The sequence below is a fragment of the Paenibacillus camelliae genome (assembly GCF_023715345.1).
Classification (GTDB): Bacteria; Bacillota; Bacilli; order Paenibacillales; family Paenibacillaceae; genus Pristimantibacillus; species Pristimantibacillus camelliae.
Genome location: NZ_JAMBNY010000016.1, coordinates 33,858 through 55,147, shown reverse-complemented (window position 1 = coordinate 55,147; position 21,290 = coordinate 33,858). Strand labels below are relative to the sequence as shown.

Sequence of the window (21,290 nt, the reverse complement as noted above, 5' to 3'; positions counted from 1 at the left end):
AAGGAGGCGTCATTTTTTTTATGTCATCGAACATCTTTATTTTTGACACTACGCTGCGTGACGGCACTCAAGGAGAAGGGATCAGCCTGTCCGCAGATGATAAATTAAAAATCGCCAAAAAGCTAGATCAATTAGGCGTTCACTATATTGAAGGCGGCAATCCAGGCAGTAACGGTAAAGATATCGAATTTTTCCAACGTGTAAAATCATTGAATCTAAACGCTAAGCTAACTGCATTCGGAAGCACACGTCGGAAAAATAGTGTTGCTGAGCACGATACGAGCCTCTTAAAAATTGTTGAATCAGGCGTTCCAGCAGCTACCCTTGTAGGTAAGGCATGGGATTTCCATGTACATATCGCTCTCCAAACGACGCTGGAAGAAAATTTAGCGATGATTCAAGATTCATTTGCATTTTTGAAGCGTAACGGAATTGAAGCGATGTACGATGCTGAGCATTTTTTTGACGGCTACAAAAACAATCCCCAGTACGCTCTTGCAGCCTTACATGCAGCCAAGCAAGGCGGTGCGGACTGGCTTGTATTATGTGATACGAATGGCGGTACTATGCCTAATGAAATTGCGGATATTGTACATCGCGTCAAGGAAGAACTGGACATGCCTATCGGCATTCATACACATAACGACTGTGAGCTTGCGGTTGCCAATACGCTAGCTGCTGTAAATGCGGGTGCAACACAAGTACAAGGAACGATTAACGGGTATGGCGAGCGTTGTGGTAACGCAAATCTATGCTCGATCATTCCTAACCTTCAATTAAAAATGAACCATTATGTTCTGCCACCAGAAAAACTAGCTATGCTGACGAATACCGCTCGCTACATTAGTGAGGTGGCTAACGTTCATATGCCAGTAGGGCAGCCTTATGTTGGAAATGCGGCATTTGCTCATAAAGGCGGCATCCATGTATCTGCCATCATGAAGGATTCTTCGACGTATGAGCATATTGTTCCTGAGCTGGTCGGTAATAAGCAGCGCGTGCTTGTATCTGAGCTTGCAGGACAAAGCAACATTATTTCAAAAGCTAGTGCACTTGGACTTAACGTGAATACGAATAACGAAAAAACGAAAAAAATTATGGATCATATTAAACAGCTAGAGCATGAAGGCTATCAGTTTGAAGCTGCAGACGCTTCACTAGAGCTTCTGCTTCGCAAAGCTTTCGGGGATTGGAAGCCGGCATTCCAGGTGGAATCCTATAAAGTCCATACGGAAAGCAAGCAGGATCAGATTATCTCTGAGGCTGTAGTAAAGATCAATATTGATGGCAAGCAAATTTATACGGTTGCTGAAGGAAATGGGCCAGTTAACGCACTTGACACTGCATTACGCAAGGCTTTAGCTCAGCATTATCCAGATATCGAGCATGTTTATCTTACTGACTATAAAGTACGTGTTATCGATGAAACAGATGCCACGGCCGCGAAGGTACGTGTGCTCGTTGAATCAACCGGTAAACAGCATAGCTGGAATACTGTCGGTCTGTCAGGCAACGTGATTGACGCAAGCTGGGATGCTATTGTGGACAGCCTACATTACGCTCTCCTCAGTTTGCAGAAGGTCAATATTGATGCACCTGCACAAGTTTCACAAGATTTTGTTGGATTAACGAACATTTAACTTTGTCGAGCAATACTTGCTTTTCTGCAAAATAATAAGGCGTGTATTACAGATTGCTGTTACCGACCATAGAGTCCGTACAGCTTCCGTGATACACGCCTTTAAACATATTTATAAATTTATTAGATGTGAGTCTATGATCTTTTCCCACTGCTCAAGCGTAATGACTCCATTGATTCTTTCTTTTATTACGCCCTCATCATCGATGATGAAGCTTGTAGGAAATGTATTCACGCGGTACAGCTTCGTAATATCGCCATCGCGATCAAACAGTACCTCGAAGGTGAAGCCAAAATCGTCTACAAATTTTCTCGCTTGTCTTTCATTATCTGTATCCGTCGCATTCACACCGAACATCGCAAGCTTATCCCCATACTTCTGATGCAGCTTCTGTAAATCCGGCGCCTCAAGTTCACAAGGACCACACCAGGAAGCCCAGAAATTGATGAGCTGAAGTTTGCCCTCTTGCTCTCCGCCAAAGCTAATTGGAACATCATTAAGATTAGGCAGCTCATTAGCAAATGAAAGCTCCCCTGCCTTCGGCTTAAACGTCTGCATGGCTATCGATTGTGCACTAGTTGAGGATTGCTTGCCTGATTGAACAAACTCGTAAATTGCAAATCCGCCAAGTAGTAATGCAATAACAAGAATAGAAGAAATCTTTTTCATAGTCTGCCCTTTCCTCTGTCTATACTATAGTTAATACTATCATGGAAGCGATAAGCGCTTCAAGCTTCGCTTCGAATCCGTATAGTATTAGTGTATGCAATCGTTAATTTTGCTATACTTGGCTAATAGAGGCCCCCTCTACTGTTCATCAATTCAGTTCTATATGAAGGGAGAGGACTATCATCAGTACGAGCAATAACAGAGTTTCATCCATTACGAAAAGCTGTACAAAGCGAATCATTGACTATTGTGCACAGCAGCTACCATACGAGGCCTGCGGCTTGCTGCTCGCTGCGACTGATAGCGACACGATTATAGATTTCCAGCCGATTGTCAATCGTCACGAAGCCGCTGAACAGGCCTTTCTGTTCGATGCTGAGCAGTGGGTGCATCATTATTTTTCGGCGATACAGTCCGGTCACCATGTCGTTGGCATCTTCCATTCCCATCCAGCGGAAGAAGCTAGTCCATCTCAAGCAGATATCGAAGGCTTTATCGATCACCAATTAATTTATGCGATTGTTAGTTTAAAACAAATAGACAGACCACAGCTTCAATTCTACCGCTTTGATCATGCGGCAAATCGATTCTGGGACTGTCCACTAATGCTGGCTTAAATATGCATACAAATCTCCTAGCGTATTGATGTTTGGTTTCTTCTCTTTAATTGCTTGGATATAGTTTAGCCACAGATGGGCAGTCATCCAAGCATCGGAGTACGCATGATGACGATTGTGAATAGGAATTTGGTGCCTTTGTAGTAAGGAATCCAGATCATATTGGGGCAAAGACGGCTCTAACCATTTAGCAAGCATCATCGTATCAATTACGCGGTGATTGAGGCTTGTTTTTGACGTTTTCCACAGCGCTTGATTAAGGAATTTTTTATCATGACCTGATGCATGAGCAACAAGCACCCGTTTGCCAACAAACTGCATAAATGCGCTGAGTACATCTATCAGCTCCTCTGCCTGTTGAGCCATTTCGTTCGTTATCCCTGTCAGCTCCGTTATCGTTGAAGGAATGGATCGTTTAGGGTTCACTAATGAATAAAAGCTCTCCTCTTCCCTAATACAACCATCTCTCACTGCAACTGCACCGAACGATATGATGGCATCGCCATTCGTTACACTAAAGCCTGTCGTTTCTAAATCAAAAACAACGATGTCAAGCTCAGTCAGCTTTTTATCCCAAGCGTTTGTCTTCTGCTGCAAACGGTTCAAGCTTCTTATTTGTGCCATCTGCTGAGCATGGTTAGCGCCTAGAACGGAAGCAATGGCGGGTGTAATTCCACCTAGCTTATACAAATTCCACATTTTCCCTATCCCGCTTGGTTCCTTCATCTATAGCACCATCCTACTTATATGCTGCAAATTTCATCAATACGAGCCTCTGCATCTTCTTCCCCAGCTTTAAATTATGCTTCAGTTTTCTTTTTTCTCTTTTATCTATTTTGCTCAGATATAGCTTGCTATTCCCTTTATATTGATTATTCTCGGTGTGAAAGCCCGCCATTAGCCTAAGTGCGAGTATTTGCAGAAAAGCATCACGATACGAGACGTAATCATTCTCTGTTATAATGCCTTGCTGATACAATTGCTCCAATCTGGATAGCGTTGACGTTTCTCGTATGTTTGCTCTCAATGCTAACCACCGGATTGAATTTACCATTGGAATATAGGCGCCATACTTTACATCAATGCTGCCGGCTGCCTCTCCGTATCGATCGGTAATAAATTGTCCTAGCATCCCTAGAAGCACTTTATGATGTAGTGTATTATCGATCATACGCTCAAGTATAGGAGGATGCTGAATAATCCCTTGTTCATAGCTCGCTCTAACACGTTCTTGCAGCAAGCTACTTCCAGCAATACAACGGCCATCTGCTACGATCAATAAATAGCGCACTGATTCCCAGCTGGCATCAGTAAACCAATGATTAAGCTGGTCGATCCATTCTGTCTCTGATTGGCACCATAAACGTTGATCACTTTGGACCTTACCTTCACAAGGTGGATAACCAAGCTCAGTCAGCATCGTTACGATTTTTTGAGCGAAAGCTAAAAAATACATCTTCACTTCATCAGCTGATTCATGATCTGCATAGATGAGTGCACTGTCTTGATCACTTGCGAGCGTTTGCTCACTTCGCCCAGCACTGCCAAGCAATAAGTAGCAATAAGAGACAGGAGGAGGACCGAGTCCTTCTCCTGTCATGCTGCGTTCTGCAATCTTAATGGTTCTAGAGATCAGCGCGTCGTGAAGTTCATTAATACAAGCGTTATATTGTGCAACGCTGCTGCTCTCACTCCATGTTTGCTCCGCTGGCTGTATTGCGTGCTGGAATCGATCTCTTATGCGCCGCAGCTGAAGGAGCTGATCAGCCTGTATAATATTATCTTTAAGCTCTGCATAGTAACCAGCATCCAACGCGATCGACTCCCAGCATATTTTAATGAACAACCTATATCTCTCTACTAACCGCAATACAATAACATAAGCTAAACATAATTAGAGGCAGAGATGACCACCGACAGCCTATACTTTTTCAGTCTTACTCATTTGTTCAGGGTATCCATAGACACCATGCTCTGATAGGTCAAGCCCGATAATTTCTTGCTCTTCAGTAACACGGAAGCCCATAATCGCCTTCATTACACCTAGTACGATAAAGGATGCAACGGCAACAAATACTCCTGCAAATACGACTGACTCGATTTGTACCCACAGTTGTTTGAAGCTTCCTGTGTCGATTAAGCCGCCTTGACCAACTCCAACTTTTTCTGCAAGCTCTTGTGTTGCGAAAATACCGTTAGCAAGCGTACCCCAAATCCCTGCCATACCATGAACGGAAAGCGCGTAAATTGGATCGTCAATTTTAAGCTTCTCGAACAGCTTCACACTGTAAAACACTAGCACGCCAGCAATTAGACCGATAACGACTGCAGCCCACGGATCAACAAATGCACAGGAAGCTGTAATAGCTACCAAACCAGCAAGCACACCATTCAACATTGTCGTAATATCTGCTTTACCTCCAACAATCCAAGAGATAAGCATTGCAGCAACCCCACCAGCACCAGCCGCAAGCATCGTAGTAAAGCCTACGTAAGCAAAAAATCCATCATCAATCGCAACCGTCGAGCCTGCGTTAAATCCAAACCAACCAACCCATAGCAGTAGCACGGATAAAGCAGTATATACTTGGTTATGTCCTAAAATTTCATTAGGTGATCCATCTTTGTTAAATTTACCGATACGAGGCTTAAGAAGGATCGTAGCAACGAGCGCTGCTACTGCACCTGATAAATGTACAACGGTAGAGCCTGCAAAATCTTGCGCACCATGATCAGCTAACCAGCCGCCACCCCAAATCCAATGTGCAACGATCGGGTAAATAAAGGAAACATAAAACAATGTAAATACGATATAAGAGCCGAGCTTAGCTCTTTCAGCAAAACCTCCCCAAGCAATGGATAATGAGATTGCTGCAAACGCTAATTGAAATAAGAAAAATACTGCAGCTGGGAAGCTCTCCCCTTCTAAAGCTGCCTTAGCCGGGTTAAAGAAAAACTCTCCCCATCCTATAAATGCATTTAGATCACTTGTACCAAATGCAATGCCATAGCCAATTGCCCAATATACTAACGCTGCTAATCCAACCGTCAGTAAAGTTTTACCAGCTACGTGACCTGCATTTTTCATACGTGTTGAACCAGCCTCTAATAAGATGAAGCCGCCTTGCATAAGTAGAACTAGAATAAATGCGAGCATAACCCATAATGAATCGAGACCCATCGTTAGCTTCGCCAGTTCTGCCTCTGACGCATAAGCTGCAAAAGGAAAAACCATTGAAAGCAGACCCAAAGCTAGTAATGTTTTCTTAACCATAATCACCACTCCAATTTTGTAAGGTATACTGACATCAAAAGAAAGATTTAATGTCATTATATCCGTGATGGCGACGGTATTGAATTGATTATTTGTATTTTAATTTGCATTCCAATGCATATCTTCCTATTCAATTGATAGCTTTCACTAAGCTGACATATAGTTCAATTGGCTAGTAACAAGGCGCTGAAATACCTATATACATATTTGACGAGCAACACTCTTTCCTATTAAAATAATAAAGATACGTTAGAAAGGACGGTGAACAATATTGACAGAGGCAACGCTTCTACGCATCGGAGAATTGGCCGAACGCGCGAATATAAGCTCACGGACGATTGATTATTATACCTCGATTGGACTGATCATGCCTGCAAAACGGTCAAAAGTTAATTATCGTCTATATAATGTTGAAACCTTAGAGCGATTAGAACGTATTGAATCATTAAAAAAAGACAAATATACGTTAGACGAGATTAAGAACATTTTGGAGCAATGGGATCATATCTCTCCGAAGAAAGAGATCAAGCAAAAGCTTTCTGAGCTGGAGAAACAGTTGCATGCCTTGCAACGTGAAGTGAAGGAGCTAGAACCTGTATTGGATCAGCTAAAGCCGAAGCAAGCGAAGCATCTTTATTCCCGTCTTCTCCCACAAACAGCCGCTTGTATGGAGGCATTAATGATCCTCATTAACAAAGGGTCAATTATATAGTTAACGTTCCCACTTACATGATCCTTGTACGATTTCTCGACTGCGTCTATTAACATCTTATGGAGGAATGTAAATATGATCTACATATTGTTAATTTTGGCTTTCGGATTGACAATTTGGGCACAGTTCAAAGTTAAAGGAACATTTAAGAAATGGTCCGACGTAGAGGCATCAAGCGGCTTAACGGGATATCAAGCTGCAAGAAGAATGCTGGACAACAATGGTCTACAGCATATCCCGATCGAACCAGTAGCAGGCGCTCTTACTGACCACTACGATCCAATCAATCGTGTTGTACGCTTATCAGAGCCTGTATATTATGAGCGTTCAATTAGCGCGATATCGGTTGCATGTCATGAAATCGGGCATGCGATTCAGCACAAGGAATCCTATCCATTCCTAGTAGCTCGTCATAAAATTTTCCCAATTGTAAATTTTGCATCGGGGATTGCACCGTTTCTTCTACTTGCCGGTTTCTTATTTAATATGTTTGGTCTTGCACAAATCGGTGTTATCTTCTTCGCTATCACCGTTCTATTCCAGCTCATTACACTGCCAGTTGAGTTCAATGCAAGTAATCGAGCAAGAGATTTAATGGTAGCTGAAGGCTTTATCCGCAGTGATGAAGAGCGCGGTGTTGCAAAAGTGCTTAACTCCGCAGCGTTGACTTATGTAGCTGCTGCACTGTTGTCTTTAATCGAGCTTATTCGATTCGTATTAATCCTTACACAAAATCGTGAATAATGAAAAGGCGAGTGTGAACATCAACATAGATGTTCACACTCGCCTTTATTATTGCTTTGTATACTTTGCAAAGTAATCTAATAAAAAATTGTAAAATACCTTTGCTACTAGCGGCAGCTTTTCATTCGTTCGATGGATGAGCCCGATATTTCTTGTAACGACAGGATCAACAACCTTAACAATCGAGATAGGAAGCGGCGATATATATTCAACAGCAAGCTTAGGAAGCAAGCTTACCCCCATTCCAGCCGCTACAAGCCCCCGAATCGTCTCGGTCTCTTCCCCCTCGAATGCAATATTCGGTTTAAACCCAGCCTGCTCACAAGCGTTAATAACAAGCGAACGCAGAGAGTACCCTTCACTAAACATAATGAACGGATCAGTCTTCAGCTCCTCTAGTCGAACCTGTTCCCTGCGGGCCAACGGATGATTACTAGGAAGAATTGCAAATAACTCCTCTGTAATAAGTACCTTACCTGTTACTTGCTCGATATCGTTCGGCACTGGTGAAATAAATGCAAGATCAATTTCTCCTTTAACCAGGTCACGAATTAATGAAGGGTACATCCCTTGTTTAAACCTAAAGCGAACATCAGGATTATGACTACGGAAGGCAGCCACAACCTGAGGAACGAGTGATATTCCGAGACTATGCGGAAACCCTAGGCGGATCTCGCCTTTTTCCGGGTCAAGAAATTCATGAATTTCCTGCACTGCACGCTCAAGATCCTTTAATATTTCATCGGCTCTGCGTAGAAATAGCTGACCAACTGGTGTTAACTGCAGGTTTCTTCCCTTTTGCACGAAAAGCTTTACTCCTAGCTCCTCTTCCAGCTGATGTATCTGCCTACTTACCGCTGATTGCGCGACATGAAGCTCTTCAGCAGCTTGCGTAACATGCTCTTTCTTCGCCACCTTTACAAAATAATAAAGCTGTCGCAGTTCCATATCATCAATTCTCTCCTACTCCTACTATTTATCTATTTTTTAGCTTGTTCATTTGCAGCTGATCAAAAAAACGGTACAGCATAAAGCCGGTAATAAATCCGCCAATATGACCCCATACATCAATCATCGGTGTGACGAAGGTTGTAATTAAGCTTATTACTAAAATAATATAGATCGTTCTAATCGATGCTGTATCTAATAGCTGCTTACGAAACATTGCAAGGAAGAAATATGCACCAAACACTCCGAAAATAGCTCCTGAAGCGCCCAGAGATAGATGATAGCCATCTCCTTGTATATTACTCATTACGGCTGAGAGAGCATTTCCCCCAATTCCGCACAGCAAGTAGAACCATACATAACGCCGACTTTTCATCACAAACTCGAGAGGTGGAGCAAATATAATCAGCATCATCATATTTTTAAATAAGTGACCGAAATCCGCATGCAGGAACACAGATGTGACGTAGCGCCACGGCTCTGTTAGTCCCATTGGATCAATGCCAGTGATAGCTACGAACATCCCAAAGCTGTAAGCTTTATTTCCCCAAGCAGGAATTAACGTAATTATAAAACAAACAATGCATAAAAATGCAATGGCAGCCGTAATCGGATAACTCCGTAAATACCCTTTAAAGCTTTCGTAACGTATGAAAATCATAGCATTACCTCCTCTTGTGATTGGACATCCCTAAATCGTAACGTTATAATATGTACGTAATGCATCTTATTTAAGGAGGTTTTTTTCATGACTCAAGAACGCACTGGTGTTGCTACTTTAAAGGGCAATCCGATTACATTAGTTGGTCCAGAATTAAACGTAGGAGATAAAGCTCCGGACTTCACCCTATGCAAATCATTGGGTGAATATGTATCGTTACAGGATTATGCAGGTAAAGTTAAGCTTATTAGTGTTATCCCTTCCATTGACACGGGTGTATGTGAAGCTCAAACCCGTAAATTCAATGAAGCTGCATCCAGCCTAGGAGACAATGTCGTCGTACTAACAGTTAGCGTCGACACACCTTTCGCTCAAGCTCGCTGGTGCGGTGCAGCCGGTGTAGATCGCGTCGTGATGCTGTCTGATTATAAGGACAACAACTTCGGCCTTTCCTACGGCGTATACATAAAGGAATTTGCACTGGATATGCGCTCTATTTTCATCCTAGATGAAAACAACGAAATAAAATACGTTGAGTACTTGTCAGAAATGTCTAACCATCCTAATTATGACGCTGCGATCGCAGCTGTTAAAGAGCTGGTATAACTGGAAACAAAGCGAGTGAAGGATAGCCCTTCCTCGCTTTTTCTTTAAACATTATTCAGCTTGTATGCAGAAAGCTTTTTGTCTAGCACGCGATAAATGTCTAATATAACTCGATAATTAGAGCCTAGATCTCCTAGAGAGCCTCTCGATGCCGAATAAATATCTACGGCGGATCTCAATGGATCCACACCAATGACAGAGACCGTAATATCCATCGTTCTTCCGAATATCGTCCGCTTTTCTAGAACGATCTCGCCAACGCTTTGTACCTCATGCAGAAGCTTATATCCTTGCATCTTCTTTAAAGTAGACACGACTTCCTCCCAAGCTTTATCTTTGGATAGCTTGTAGACGTGTGATTTTAATGCAGGATCCTTTGCCTTGTCCCCTGTTCCCTCAAAGCTTCGTATTAACCCAACTAAGGTGCGTTTTAACAACAGTGATCTCCCCCTCTGTGTCCTAACTCTCTACATGATAACATGATTCTATGTATGAAAAAAGAGCTTTCACCAGCTTGCACCGGTAATCGCTCTCGATCTACGTATGACAACCCGCATATGCCGTTCAGCTCAAAATGTTTCTGAACCCGCTCTCGCAGGTGGGTGTCCGCATTTATGCATTTGAAGTCCCTGTAGAAGGGCAGGTCAGCTGCATAAAGATTTGAACTCCCGTGAAACAGCCATTGGTTCAAAACAACGCTGAGCGTTACGTACATCGCAGGATGTAATGTCATTATAGACCGATTTAGGGCAAATGTAAACGAATTTGCCTCTGTAATTATTTGGTATCTTTATAATCTGACTTTACGAGATCCTCACGATCCATCTCCGCAGCAATTTCGACCTCTTCTTCTTCATTCTTCTTCATATCCTCGAGCTGCTGCTGCAGTTTAGTATAAATTAGATTAAAATTCCAGTAAGCAACAGCCGCGATCACGCTCCCAGTAAAGAAAGGAAGTAGCCATGTAAATTGAGTGAAGCTTAAAAACAATACAAACCCAACTAATATTGCTGTCGTAATCGAGCGTAACGGCTTACCAATGGTAATAAGCACTGAGTTTTTAATTAATTGGAACGTTTTCATATGATAATGTACGAGCATAGAGAAGAAATTAAGTAATGAAACTAAAGCAAGTACGATTAATCCAATGAAAATACCTGAAACAATTTGTCCGCTGCCGCTGTTTGCGAAGAAGTAATAATCGACAACAAGAACAATAATAAGAATCGTATAGATAATGCCACCGAGCATACTTTGCTTAAAGTTATCCTTATATCCCTTAAAGAAGGTTTTGAACATCGGTACATCACCTTCACCAGTAACCCACTTACGAGCAACAGAGAACATCGCAGCCGTTGAAGGGAAGAATGTGAATGGTGCTAAGACTCCTAAGGTTAAGCAAGCGGTCTGGATGAAGCTCAACATTTGATCTTCAGGCACTTGTCCATTTACAAGAGATATAAAGCTCATAAAGAAGAACACAAAGAACGGCGCGCCGCACAATATCCATAATAGATTAATGACCGATAGCCTCATTATCCACTCTGTAAGTCGGTAAATCCCACCCATAACACCTCTAGGTTCCATTGAATACGCCTCCATTTTCAAAAAAGTACAGAAGAGAAAATAGCCCAAAATCACATTATCTGGGTATTGGTCTAAACCAACGATAAGCTACAGCATAGTATATGGTATGTTCCCCAACAAGAAAACTTAAAGGAGGTTGCTAATATGGGCAACGCATCATACAACAACTGTGGATACGGTGGTAATTACGCTGCATGGGTTTTAGTACTATTCATTCTTCTAGTTATCATTGTTGCAACATTTGGCTTCGGTAACGGTTACGGTTACTAATACGTTAATCGATTGAACAAATAAGTAAATATGTAGAAAAAGTCCGTGTTGCCCGCAGGCAACACGGACTTTTCATGTTTACTCGCTTTTGGAGTAGGAGTTGGAACGAGGGCGTCTATCAGAGCGGCCTTCGTAGCTGCGTCCTTCACTTTTTTTCGAGTAGCTTCGACCGTTACCATCCCCACTTCCGCTGCGGTTGTTGCCGTAGCGACGATCACGCGAGCTATTGTTACCGCCGCGATAATTGCTGCCACCACCACCACGCTGGAATGGGCGTCCACTGGAACGTACATCAGGTCTGCGTTTTTTTGCACGAAGCGGCTCTTCAGGAGTAAGCTCAATTTCAACTTCCTTCTTATCACCTGTTAGCAGCTTCAATGATGCTGCAAGCAACTGAACTGAATCATATTGCTCAAGCATTTGAATAGCAAGTCCTTTATATTCAGCAAATTCACCATGTTCCACAATATCAATGATACGCTCAGCAGTAATGCGTTGTTTACCCTCGATAGCTTCAGTTAAGCTAGGCAACGGCTTACGCACCATGCGTTGACGTGTAATACGCTCGATAAAATGTAAATGGTCAATTTCACGAGGTGTAACAAATGACCATGCCTTACCTTCTTTACCTGCACGGCCAGTACGACCGATACGGTGTACGTAGCTTTCAGGATCCTGTGGAAGGTCAAAGTTGATAACATGTGTAACACCTGATACATCTAGTCCACGTGCAGCTACATCTGTAGCTACAAGAACATCGATGCTTCCGTCGCGGAATTTACGCATAACGGTATCTCGTTGATTCTGAGACAAATCACCATGCAAACCATCTGCACTATAGCCACGTTTTTGCAACGCTTCGCTCAGTTCATCAACACGACGCTTCGTGCGTCCAAAAATAATTGCAAGCTCTGGAGACTCCATATCAAGCAAACGGCTAAGTGCTTCGAACTTTTGACGTTCATGCACTTCGATGTAAGATTGCTCAATAGATGGTGCAGTAACCTGTTTAGGGATAACAGATACATGCGCAGGCTCTTTCAAGAACTGCTGTGCTAGGCGTTGAATGTTAGCTGGCATTGTTGCAGAGAACAACATCGTTTGGCGCTCTTCTGGAACCTGCTTCAAAATATTTTGAATATCTTCCATAAAGCCCATATCCAGCATTTCATCCGCTTCATCAAGTACAACAGTTTGTACATCTTCAAGACGAATCGTTTTACGATTAATGTGGTCTAGAAGACGTCCAGGTGTTCCAATAATAATTTGCGGCTTCTTTTTCAGTGCACGAATTTGACGGCCAATCTCTTGTCCACCATAAATTGGCAATGAACGAAGTCCTTTGTATCTCGTAAGCTTACCGATTTCTTCTGAAACTTGAATAGCCAGCTCACGTGTTGGAGTCATAATAAGCGCTACAATGCGCTCCTCGCTAACCGGGATTTTATTAATTAGCGGTATCCCGAACGCCGCAGTCTTACCCGTACCAGTTTGAGCTTGGCCAATCAAGTCTTGTCCAGTTAATGCAATCGGAATCGCTTTATCTTGTATCGGTGTAGATTCCTCAAAACCAAGCTCTGTAATTGCTTGCAACACCTTAGGTTCCAAGCCAAATTCAGCAAATGTTTTCAAACTTTTCTCATACTCCTTCTATTTTAAAGCCTCTAAAAAAACGTCTTACCTATTATACCACAGTTTTACATGTGAATACTAGCTAACGTTTATCATAATACTATAGTAATAATAAGCCGTCTTAATTATACATAGGAGTGATTAGTAAAAATGCGTAATCTTTTGCTCAGCAAAAAACAGATTGTTTTTCGCTTTATTATGATGACTGTCAGCTCCTTACTGCTAGCTTTTGGATTTAATATGCTGCTTGTACCGCTGCAGCTGTTAAGTGGTGGTATATCTGGTGTTGCGATGGTCATTGGTTACATTACAAAAAGCAATATTGGCTGGCTGTTCCTATTATTAAATTTACCAGTACTGATCTGGGGCTGGTTCGTATTAGGTAAGCAGATTGTCATTTGGAGTATATTTTCAGTAGCAACTTCAACACTGTTTATGCAATTAATACCGGTGTATCAGCTAGCACACGATGAGCTTCTAGGAGCAGTTTACGGTGGCATCGCGGTTGGCTTAGCTAGTGGTATTGCCCTTCGCTGCGGAGGATCGACTGGTGGATTCGATATTATTGCGTCGATCGTAACGTTAAAAAAAGATTTGCCGCTCGGTGTTATCCTTTCAACATTAAACGGTCTCGTTATTACACTACATATTTTATTCACTTGGGATTTTGAGCTTGCGATGTACTCCCTTGTATCCATCTTTGTCGCTGGGAAAATTATCGATGTCATTCACATTAAGCACTTAAAGGTAACCGTGTTTATTATTACGACGGAAACTGATGCCATGCTCAAACAGCTGTTGAACCACCCAAGAGGAATTACCATCATTAAAACCCGCGGAGCCTTTACGTCCAATGATCGAGATATGCTTATGACCGTTCGGACAAGATACGAGCTTGCAGGGCTAAAAAAAGAAATACAGAGCATTGACCAACACGCTTTTGTTAATATTGTTGAGACGGTCAGCGTCATCGGGCAATTTAGAAAACTTACATGAAAACTAAATGCGAAAATGTGTTATCTTTGTTCTTTTGTGGTATAATAAAAATGTTCCATAGCAACGTTGTAACGATGTTTTTTTCCTCTCTTTAACACTTTAAACTTTGGGATTGGGGTGTTGTTGATGGATATGGAAACAGTTAAACTTGCAACAATTGTTGAACGTCTAGCGCCTGAAATGTTTCATTTTTTAACGTCAGAGGAACTCGACACCAAAATTGTGCTTCGAGATGGAATAGAGCTTCTCGAGCCTTCTGATGCACTGGAAATCGTTCAATTCAGCATCTGTCGGGGACAGCTAGGAACAATACTGCATTAACAGGTAATCGGGTAATATCGCCTCACTTTAATATTTTTAAAGCCTTTGCCACGTGGCAAAGGCTTTTTATTATCCATCTATAAAAAAGAGATCGTGAAGCCGTTTATTGCCTCACCATCCCTCATTTTTATACTTTATTGAGATAAACGCAATGCCAGATTGTACATATCCATGTTGAATGGACGTTTCGTTGTCGTAACGACTTCAATATCTGTTGTCGTTAGCTCACCGTTCACAACACCGCAGCCTTTACCAGAATTACCTTCCATTAGCTGACGAACAGCGAAGTCGCCTAGTCTGCTTGCTAACACTCGATCCTGAGCTGTCGGCGTTCCACCACGTTGAATATGTCCAAGTACGGTAACACGCGCTTCGATACCGCTAAGCTCAGTAAGTTTATTAGCAACATCCTCGCCCTTACCTGCCCCTTCAGCAACGATAATAATACTATGACGCTTTCCTTTTTCGAAATTATGCTTCATACGGTCTGCAACTTCATTAATATCGTACGGTACTTCAGGCACGATAATCGTTTCTGCACCACTAGCTAGACCTGCATACAACGCTATATCTCCGCAGTGACGACCCATAACTTCGACGACTGACGTACGCTCATGGGAAGACATCGTATCACGAATTTTATTGATCGCATCAACTACGATGCCAACAGCTGTATCAAAGCCTATTGTAAAGTCAGTGTAAGGAATATCGTTATCAATCGTTCCTGGAATTCCCATCGTCTTGATGCCAAGCTTGCTCAGCTTGTTCGCTCCTTGATAAGAGCCATCTCCACCGATGACAACTAGACCGTCAATACCTCTCGCACGCAAGATGTTTGCACCCTTCTCTTGTCCTTCTGGCGTCGTAAACTCTTTACAACGAGCAGTTTGTAGAATTGTACCTCCGCGTTGAATAATATCACCAACACTGCGCAGATCCATTGGACGCAAGTCGTCATTCAATAAGCCTTGATATCCTCGTTGTACCCCATAAACCTCAATTCCATGGAAAATCGCACTACGTACTACCGCGCGAACAGCAGCATTCATCCCTTGAGAATCCCCACCGCTAGTTAATACTGCAATTTTTTTCACTGATGACATTGTTAGTTCCTCGCTTTCAAAATTTCAATATATATATTAAGCCTGCTGCTTTCGTATCCACATGCTATTCATTAAAAAAAACAAACGAGTTATCGGGCTTCTTTTCATCAATTGCTTAGAGACCTTACGTACATCAGACTGCTGCTGTACTTTAGGGTCAGATAAATATAAAGCTAATAATCCTTCAATGATTAAACGATGAAAACCAGATTCGGGAAGATGCTGTACATCCTCTCTTGCCCGATTCACAATCATAGCGATACGTTCTACAAGACTTGCTTCATCCTTGTAGTAGCTGCAGAAATTCAAATCACCACCAGCCTTATCTTCCGCCTGGTCAATTAAGTAATCAAGCAAAATATGTAAGGCACATACATGAGGGAAATAAATATTTTTAAATGCTTGCCCCTCTTGCTCAGTCAACTCAGGGTCAGTTGCGTTGAGAAACAACATAAACATACCAAGCGTTGATCCTGTTGCAGCAGCAAACTCATTCCATTGTAACTGAGGATACTTATTCTGGTGAAGCCTCCACCATGAAAGCAGTTTTTCCTCACGTTGATCCTTCGCAATATGCTTGTACACCTGCAAATCACAATATAATGATACAAGCTCATGAACATGAGGCTGCACCTTATCATATGCAGGAAGCTTTCTAATTTGTGTCTGACATTGCTGTACTAGACCGTGCAAATACCCGTTGTCATCTTTCTCCGTACGGTAAGCGTAATAATCCTGCAGCTTAGCTGTCGGATTAATGGCATCGAGCATAGACTGATGAAGCATACGAAAATCATCTGCATCAAGAGACGTACTTCGATCACACAAATTATCTAAATAATCACTAATCGTTTGCAGAGCGACAATTAGTGAAATTAACACTTCATGATATTGTAAATTAGCAGCAGCGTATACTCCACCGCCTTGGCAATGAAACTTCTTATCCCTAATACTGTTCAAAGCTTGCTGCCTTAATTCGGGATCCGGAATATGTTGTGCTTTTTCCTTCAACTTTGCCAACTCAGCATCTACACTTGGCAATACATACTTGTACACCCGATGCATTAGTCGGATAGCACCCGTCGGAGCCTGTTTGCTCCTTTTGGCTATGATCATATGAATGTACCTCCTGGATCGCAGTGACCATCCGTGCAGATGAATAGTGCAAATCTGATCTCAAATCATCTACAACCTAATGTAACATAATTTGCCCATAATAATCTAGCATTTAACTATTACAGTTTCATGATTTGTGTAAATCACCTTACTCTTCACTTCATAATATGTATAAAATTATACAAAAATCATTCACAAAAAAGAGGGCTTGTCTGCAACATCAGTGCAAACAAACCCTCTTTGGCTTAGCTCATTTATTTATAGCTTCTGAACATTCGCAGCTTGTGAACCACGATTACCTTCAGTAATGTCAAATTCAACTGACTGTCCTTCATCTAAAGACTTAAAGCCATCGCCAAGAATTGCAGAGAAATGTACGAAAACATCTTCACCATTTTCTGCTTGAATAAAACCATAACCTTTTTCTGCATTAAACCATTTTACTGTACCTTTCAAATTACACTACCTCCTAAAATTGACCACCGCCTAAGCAGTGAATACAAACATTATAAATTTAATTCAATTAAATTGCAATTTTTACAATTATTGAATATGTTTTATTATATGGGGCATTATTAATAATTATGCCTTTTAATTTAAATAATATTTTGCCAATCTTAGTTAATGTCACGATAGCCGCACAATTTCAGTTATATTCAACAACTGTTATGTTTATGCGCGCATTACATGCCAACTTTTCACATATAGGAAACAAATACGAGCCTACTTATTAATACTAATGAAATTATTACGAATGAAAAAATCTACTTGCTCGGTTGATTAGCGAATTAATTATAGCTATGATGGTACTATTAACCATAAACAATATAGAAAGTGTGATGAGTTTGTTCAAAAAACATGTGATTTATAAGCAGGATAAATACAATATGCTTACGGTGGAGGAGCAAGGAAAAACACTTGTTGTTCGACACATTTCAGATCAATGGGGAGAAGAAGGCTTCCAGTTTATAAGTCGTGCTGAGCTGCTTCATTGGGCTGACAACTTCTTTCGTAAAGAGGACTTCATTGGCCGTGAGGACGAGCTCGAGCAGATCATGAGTAATCTACGCAGCATTTAAAGGAAGTTTTGATTAGCTCGGTCTTAGTCTGGAGGTGATTCGTATGGACAGCACAATTAGCATTGTTTTTATTATCGTTGCATTTTGTTTAGGTGTAGTTCTTATTATGAAGAAGGATACGATACCTCCTCCGTTGAAGAAGTGGATGGCTATCTCTTCGATTGTGATGATTTTGTTCGCATTTTTCATAATCGTATATTCTTTATTCAGCCTAGGAACATAATCTAACGTATACAGACCAGCTTAAGAATGAACGAAGCACGCTTGGGGAAAGATAAATTGAAAACTTTCTCAAGAGGTGCAATGATGAACACGGCTGTAAAGAAATGGCTATGTCTTTTCCTGATAACCGCTCTCTCTAGCTCAGCTAACCTACATGCTGCAGCTGAGAAGCCGTATATCAAACAAAATGAAATAAGGAGGAATACGATGACTACTGTAAAAAAACGCGAGGAAATGGATACTCAATATCAATGGAAGCTGGAAGATATTTTTGCTACAGAAAAACAATGGGATGAAGAATTCGAAAAAGCTAAAGGCTTGATTCCTAAATTCGAGGCCTACAGAGGCAAGCTGAATTCAGCCCAAGAAGTGCTAAGCTGCTTCGAGCTGGAAGATGAGCTGTCTAAGCATTTAGAGCGACTTTATGTTTATGCCAACATGCGTTTGCATCAAAATATGGCTAATACCAAATATCAAGCTTTATCGGATAAAGCGCGCAAACTAAACGTTGATGCAAATGAGGCATTATCCTTTATTACTCCAGAAATTCTGTCCTTGTCTAATGAAGAACTGGACCGCTTAATTGCAGATCCATCCCTTAGCGACTATAAGCATGCTTTGACGGAAATGAAACGCTCCAAGGCGCATATTCTAACTCAAGCAGAAGAGGCTCTACTTGCTCAGGTTGGCAATATTAGCTCTGCACCGAGCAATGTGTTCAGCATGTTGAACAATGCTGATATGAAATTCCCGAAAGTAAAAAATGAGAACGGTGAGGAAGTCGAGCTTACGCACGGCACTTATATTCAATTCCTTGAAAGCAAAAACCGTGATGTACGTCGTGAAGCATTTCAAGCCGTTTATGCTACATACAAGAAGTTCAGCAACACACTTGGGGCTACATTTACAGCGAATATTAATAAGAACCTATTCTATACGAAGACTCGCAAGTACAATTCAGTGCTAGAAAATGCCCTTTACGGCGACAATGTGCCAACTGATGTTTACAATAACCTAATCGATACGATTCACGAGCATTTGCCGTTGATGTACCGTTACATGGAGCTTCGTAAAAAGCTGCTTGGCGTAGATGAGCTGCATATGTACGATTTATTTGCTCCACTTGTTGAAGAGTTCGACATGAATATTACATATGATCAGGCAAAGGACATCGTAACGGAAAGCTTGCAGCCACTAGGCGATGATTACCTAACCGTTTTAAAGCAAGGCTTTAATGATGGCTGGATTGACGTTTACGAGAACGAAGGCAAGCGCAGCGGTGCGTATAGCTGGGGAGCCTATGGAACGCATCCATATGTACTGCTCAACCATAAGGATAATCTGAATAGCATGTTCACATTGACGCATGAGATGGGTCATGCGCTGCATTCCTATTATTCTGACGAGGCTCAAAACTACCGCAATGCTCAGTACCCGATCTTCCTTGCTGAAGTTGCATCGACTCTGAACGAAGCATTGCTGATGGATTACTTGCTGAAAAAATCAACTGATCCGAAAGAAAAGCTTTATCTGTTGACGTATTATGCGGACCAATTCCGTACAACGGTGTTCCGTCAGACGATGTTCGCGGAGTTTGAGAAAATTGTTCATGAGCGTTCTGAGAAAGGTGAATCGTTAACACCTGAAGATTACAGTGAAATTTACTATAATCTGAATAAACTATATTACGGCGATGGTGTCGTTGTAGATGAGGATATTGCGATGGAATGGGCACGCATCCCTCATTTCTACACTAGCTTCTATGTGTACAAATACGCAACAGGCTTCTCTGCTGCAACTAGCTTCTCGAAGCAAATACTGGATGAAGGCGCTCCGGCTGTAGAACGCTATCTCAGCTTCTTAAAAAGCGGGGGCAGCGACTATCCAATAGATATTTTGAAGCGCGCAGGTGTGGATATGTCATCCCCTGAGCCAATTAAGCAAGCGATGAGCGTATTTGGAGAGCTTATTGAGCAGATGGAGCAATTAGTGAAGTAGCGAGCGCAGTTTTTAGCACATTCACGGTCGCTTCGATCATGGCGTGGCTTCAATTGCTGTTGATTCCACGCCGTGTATGCTGCAAGCCTTATCGTCATCAAAGTCGAAACTACAAAAACCGTCTCTTAGTAAATGGAAGGATGACCTAACCATTTACAAGGAGACGGTTTTTCTGTACATGGACCAATATATTTCACTTGAATATAAGCATTGCTCCATTTTCCTATAAGACATGTAGAGGTTCGCTCTACACCATAACCATACTAAGTCATGATCAGTATCGATAGTATGAAAGCAATCAGTCCGGCGATGATGCTCGATAGCATGTTCACTCGATCATTGTTTAACCAAGCAGCGCCCCGTATCGAGGTCGTTCTCTGCTTACAATGCGAGGTTCGTTCTGTTTCCTTGCCGCACACGACGCAGCGATACATCGCCTGCCACTTTGCACCAAGCCATGAATCTGCAATAGAGCCTAGTAATCCTGTCAGCGCTCCAATCCAAATGGCATGCAGTAAGGACGAATCCATAATATAAGCAGTTATACCAATCAGCAATCCACCTGCTGTAGATGCCGCTAATCCAAGAGCTGTCACTCCACCACTTGTTCCAGGTTGAACAGGTTTAAGCGTTATGACCGAGCGTGGCTGACGTTTGCTTAATGCACCAATCTCGGTTGCCCACGTATCTGCTGTGACAGCTGCCATTACACCAACATAGGCTAGCAGCAGACCTTGCAGCTCCGTCGCAGCATAGACTACGCATAGCAAGAGACCGACTCCACCGTTCGCCCATACCTGACCTGCATCACGCTGACTTCCCTTCTCGTACAATTGTTCCGCATTCTGCTTCGCTTTAGAAGACTTTCGCCATTTGGACCAAAAGCTTGAGCTTATGAAAAATACGATGAGTAATGTAAACCAGATTGGCTCTCCGAAAAGTATGAAGCTCGTTCCCATGACGATAGCTGACATCATCCCTGACTGTGACAATGACCTTGCGCGGTATGCTGCATATCCCATCAGGCCGCTTCCTACTAAACCTATTAGCAGCCGCAGCCACCATTCTGATACAATTGCAACCATTCTTTACTGC

Annotated in this window: 24 protein-coding genes and 1 other RNA gene; 11 read left to right on the top strand and 14 right to left on the bottom strand. The window is 42.0% G+C overall.

All coding sequences use genetic code 11. The features are described from left to right. Nucleotides 1-20: 20 nt before the first annotated feature. Nucleotides 21-1,640 (top strand): citramalate synthase, encoded by a 1,620-nt coding sequence (gene cimA, locus M3180_RS19135; RefSeq protein ID WP_251670489.1) that lies wholly within the window; start codon nucleotides 21-23, stop codon nucleotides 1,638-1,640. A gap of 111 nt (nucleotides 1,641-1,751) precedes the next feature. Here cimA and M3180_RS19130 read toward each other — a convergent pair whose 3' ends face one another. After that, the gene (locus M3180_RS19130; RefSeq protein ID WP_251670487.1) at nucleotides 1,752-2,309 is read right to left on the bottom strand and encodes a TlpA family protein disulfide reductase; all 558 of its coding nucleotides are present in this window, start codon (nucleotides 2,307-2,309) and stop codon (nucleotides 1,752-1,754) included. 179 nt (nucleotides 2,310-2,488) lie between these two features. On the opposite strand from M3180_RS19130, the gene M3180_RS19125 reads away from it, so the two are divergent. Beyond that, complete coding sequence (locus M3180_RS19125) at nucleotides 2,489-2,926, top strand: M67 family metallopeptidase (RefSeq protein ID WP_349774497.1); 438 nt, start codon at nucleotides 2,489-2,491, stop codon at nucleotides 2,924-2,926. Here M3180_RS19125 and M3180_RS19120 read toward each other — a convergent pair. The 3 genes from M3180_RS19120 to M3180_RS19110 all read right to left on the bottom strand — a co-directional run bounded on the left by M3180_RS19120 (nucleotide 2,912) and on the right by M3180_RS19110 (nucleotide 6,200). Continuing rightward, entirely contained in the window at nucleotides 2,912-3,652 is a 741-nt protein-coding gene (locus M3180_RS19120; RefSeq protein ID WP_251670483.1) for an exonuclease domain-containing protein, read from the bottom strand. The two genes, M3180_RS19125 and M3180_RS19120, sit on opposite strands and share 15 nt — an antisense overlap. Nucleotides 3,653-3,665: 13 nt before the next feature. Further along, on the bottom strand, nucleotides 3,666-4,772 hold the full coding sequence (locus tag M3180_RS19115) for a DUF294 nucleotidyltransferase-like domain-containing protein (protein ID WP_251670481.1): 1,107 nt from the start codon (nucleotides 4,770-4,772) through the stop codon (nucleotides 3,666-3,668). A gap of 75 nt (nucleotides 4,773-4,847) precedes the next feature. Next, entirely contained in the window at nucleotides 4,848-6,200 is a 1,353-nt protein-coding gene (locus M3180_RS19110) for an ammonium transporter (RefSeq protein ID WP_251670479.1), read from the bottom strand. Between the two features lie 271 nt (nucleotides 6,201-6,471). On the opposite strand from M3180_RS19110, the gene M3180_RS19105 reads away from it, so the two are divergent. Both M3180_RS19105 and M3180_RS19100 read left to right on the top strand, forming a co-directional pair. Further along, nucleotides 6,472-6,912, top strand: coding sequence for a MerR family transcriptional regulator (locus tag M3180_RS19105; protein WP_251670477.1), 441 nt, complete (start codon nucleotides 6,472-6,474; stop codon nucleotides 6,910-6,912). Between the two features lie 75 nt (nucleotides 6,913-6,987). Next, entirely contained in the window at nucleotides 6,988-7,656 is a 669-nt protein-coding gene (locus M3180_RS19100; RefSeq protein WP_251670469.1) for a zinc metallopeptidase, read from the top strand. Between the two features lie 48 nt (nucleotides 7,657-7,704). On the opposite strand, the gene gltC is transcribed toward M3180_RS19100, so the two are convergent. Next, on the bottom strand, nucleotides 7,705-8,604 hold the full coding sequence (gene gltC / locus M3180_RS19095; protein WP_251670467.1) for a glutamate biosynthesis transcriptional regulator GltC: 900 nt from the start codon (nucleotides 8,602-8,604) through the stop codon (nucleotides 7,705-7,707). Between the two features lie 28 nt (nucleotides 8,605-8,632). After that, nucleotides 8,633-9,265: a rhomboid family intramembrane serine protease gene (locus M3180_RS19090; RefSeq protein ID WP_251670465.1), complete on the bottom strand. Its 633-nt coding sequence runs from the start codon at nucleotides 9,263-9,265 to the stop codon at nucleotides 8,633-8,635. An 87-nt stretch (nucleotides 9,266-9,352) separates the two neighbouring features. Between M3180_RS19090 and tpx the strand changes: the two genes are divergently transcribed. Next, entirely contained in the window at nucleotides 9,353-9,871 is a 519-nt protein-coding gene (tpx, locus tag M3180_RS19085; RefSeq protein ID WP_251670464.1) for a thiol peroxidase, read from the top strand. A gap of 44 nt (nucleotides 9,872-9,915) precedes the next feature. On the opposite strand, the gene M3180_RS19080 is transcribed toward tpx, so the two are convergent. The 3 genes from M3180_RS19080 to M3180_RS19070 all read right to left on the bottom strand — a co-directional run bounded on the left by M3180_RS19080 (nucleotide 9,916) and on the right by M3180_RS19070 (nucleotide 11,458). Beyond that, a complete protein-coding gene (locus tag M3180_RS19080; RefSeq protein WP_251670455.1) occupies nucleotides 9,916-10,308 on the bottom strand; it encodes a DUF1499 domain-containing protein in 393 nt (130 codons plus the stop codon). Nucleotides 10,309-10,415: 107 nt separating this feature from the next. After that, nucleotides 10,416-10,597, bottom strand: a non-coding RNA gene (ssrS, locus tag M3180_RS19075) — 6S RNA. A 51-nt stretch (nucleotides 10,598-10,648) separates the two neighbouring features. Next, the gene (locus tag M3180_RS19070) at nucleotides 10,649-11,458 is read right to left on the bottom strand and encodes a YesL family protein (protein WP_251670453.1); all 810 of its coding nucleotides are present in this window, start codon (nucleotides 11,456-11,458) and stop codon (nucleotides 10,649-10,651) included. Between the two features lie 144 nt (nucleotides 11,459-11,602). On the opposite strand from M3180_RS19070, the gene M3180_RS19065 reads away from it, so the two are divergent. Beyond that, complete coding sequence (locus tag M3180_RS19065; RefSeq protein ID WP_251670451.1) at nucleotides 11,603-11,728, top strand: sporulation protein YjcZ; 126 nt, start codon at nucleotides 11,603-11,605, stop codon at nucleotides 11,726-11,728. Nucleotides 11,729-11,806: 78 nt separating this feature from the next. Here the strand turns inward: M3180_RS19065 and cshA are convergent, their stop codons facing one another. Further along, the gene (cshA, locus tag M3180_RS19060; RefSeq protein ID WP_251670449.1) at nucleotides 11,807-13,360 is read right to left on the bottom strand and encodes a degradosome RNA helicase CshA; all 1,554 of its coding nucleotides are present in this window, start codon (nucleotides 13,358-13,360) and stop codon (nucleotides 11,807-11,809) included. 150 nt (nucleotides 13,361-13,510) lie between these two features. Here cshA and M3180_RS19055 point away from each other — a divergent pair, with 150 nt between their 5' ends. Then, the gene (locus tag M3180_RS19055) at nucleotides 13,511-14,356 is read left to right on the top strand and encodes a YitT family protein (protein WP_432806960.1); all 846 of its coding nucleotides are present in this window, start codon (nucleotides 13,511-13,513) and stop codon (nucleotides 14,354-14,356) included. Nucleotides 14,357-14,488: 132 nt separating this feature from the next. Then, on the top strand, nucleotides 14,489-14,677 hold the full coding sequence (locus M3180_RS19050) for a hypothetical protein (RefSeq protein ID WP_432806959.1): 189 nt from the start codon (nucleotides 14,489-14,491) through the stop codon (nucleotides 14,675-14,677). A 134-nt stretch (nucleotides 14,678-14,811) separates the two neighbouring features. On the opposite strand, the gene pfkA is transcribed toward M3180_RS19050, so the two are convergent. The 3 genes from pfkA to M3180_RS19035 all read right to left on the bottom strand — a co-directional run bounded on the left by pfkA (nucleotide 14,812) and on the right by M3180_RS19035 (nucleotide 17,352). Further along, nucleotides 14,812-15,780, bottom strand: coding sequence for a 6-phosphofructokinase (gene pfkA, locus M3180_RS19045; protein ID WP_251670445.1), 969 nt, complete (start codon nucleotides 15,778-15,780; stop codon nucleotides 14,812-14,814). 36 nt (nucleotides 15,781-15,816) lie between these two features. Continuing rightward, nucleotides 15,817-16,896: a tetraprenyl-beta-curcumene synthase family protein gene (locus M3180_RS19040; RefSeq protein ID WP_251670443.1), complete on the bottom strand. Its 1,080-nt coding sequence runs from the start codon at nucleotides 16,894-16,896 to the stop codon at nucleotides 15,817-15,819. A 258-nt stretch (nucleotides 16,897-17,154) separates the two neighbouring features. Beyond that, nucleotides 17,155-17,352, bottom strand: a complete 198-nt coding sequence (locus M3180_RS19035; RefSeq protein ID WP_251670441.1) for a cold shock domain-containing protein — start codon at nucleotides 17,350-17,352, stop codon at nucleotides 17,155-17,157. A gap of 389 nt (nucleotides 17,353-17,741) precedes the next feature. Between M3180_RS19035 and M3180_RS19030 the strand changes: the two genes are divergently transcribed. The 3 genes from M3180_RS19030 to pepF all read left to right on the top strand — a co-directional run bounded on the left by M3180_RS19030 (nucleotide 17,742) and on the right by pepF (nucleotide 20,195). Continuing rightward, entirely contained in the window at nucleotides 17,742-17,975 is a 234-nt protein-coding gene (locus M3180_RS19030; protein ID WP_251670439.1) for a hypothetical protein, read from the top strand. A gap of 43 nt (nucleotides 17,976-18,018) precedes the next feature. Continuing rightward, nucleotides 18,019-18,198, top strand: coding sequence for a hypothetical protein (locus tag M3180_RS19025; RefSeq protein WP_251670438.1), 180 nt, complete (start codon nucleotides 18,019-18,021; stop codon nucleotides 18,196-18,198). Between the two features lie 206 nt (nucleotides 18,199-18,404). After that, the gene (pepF, locus tag M3180_RS19020) at nucleotides 18,405-20,195 is read left to right on the top strand and encodes an oligoendopeptidase F (RefSeq protein ID WP_251670436.1); all 1,791 of its coding nucleotides are present in this window, start codon (nucleotides 18,405-18,407) and stop codon (nucleotides 20,193-20,195) included. 263 nt (nucleotides 20,196-20,458) lie between these two features. Here pepF and M3180_RS19015 read toward each other — a convergent pair whose 3' ends face one another. After that, nucleotides 20,459-21,280 (bottom strand): DUF92 domain-containing protein, encoded by an 822-nt coding sequence (locus M3180_RS19015; protein WP_251670434.1) that lies wholly within the window; start codon nucleotides 21,278-21,280, stop codon nucleotides 20,459-20,461. Nucleotides 21,281-21,290 lie beyond the last annotated feature (10 nt).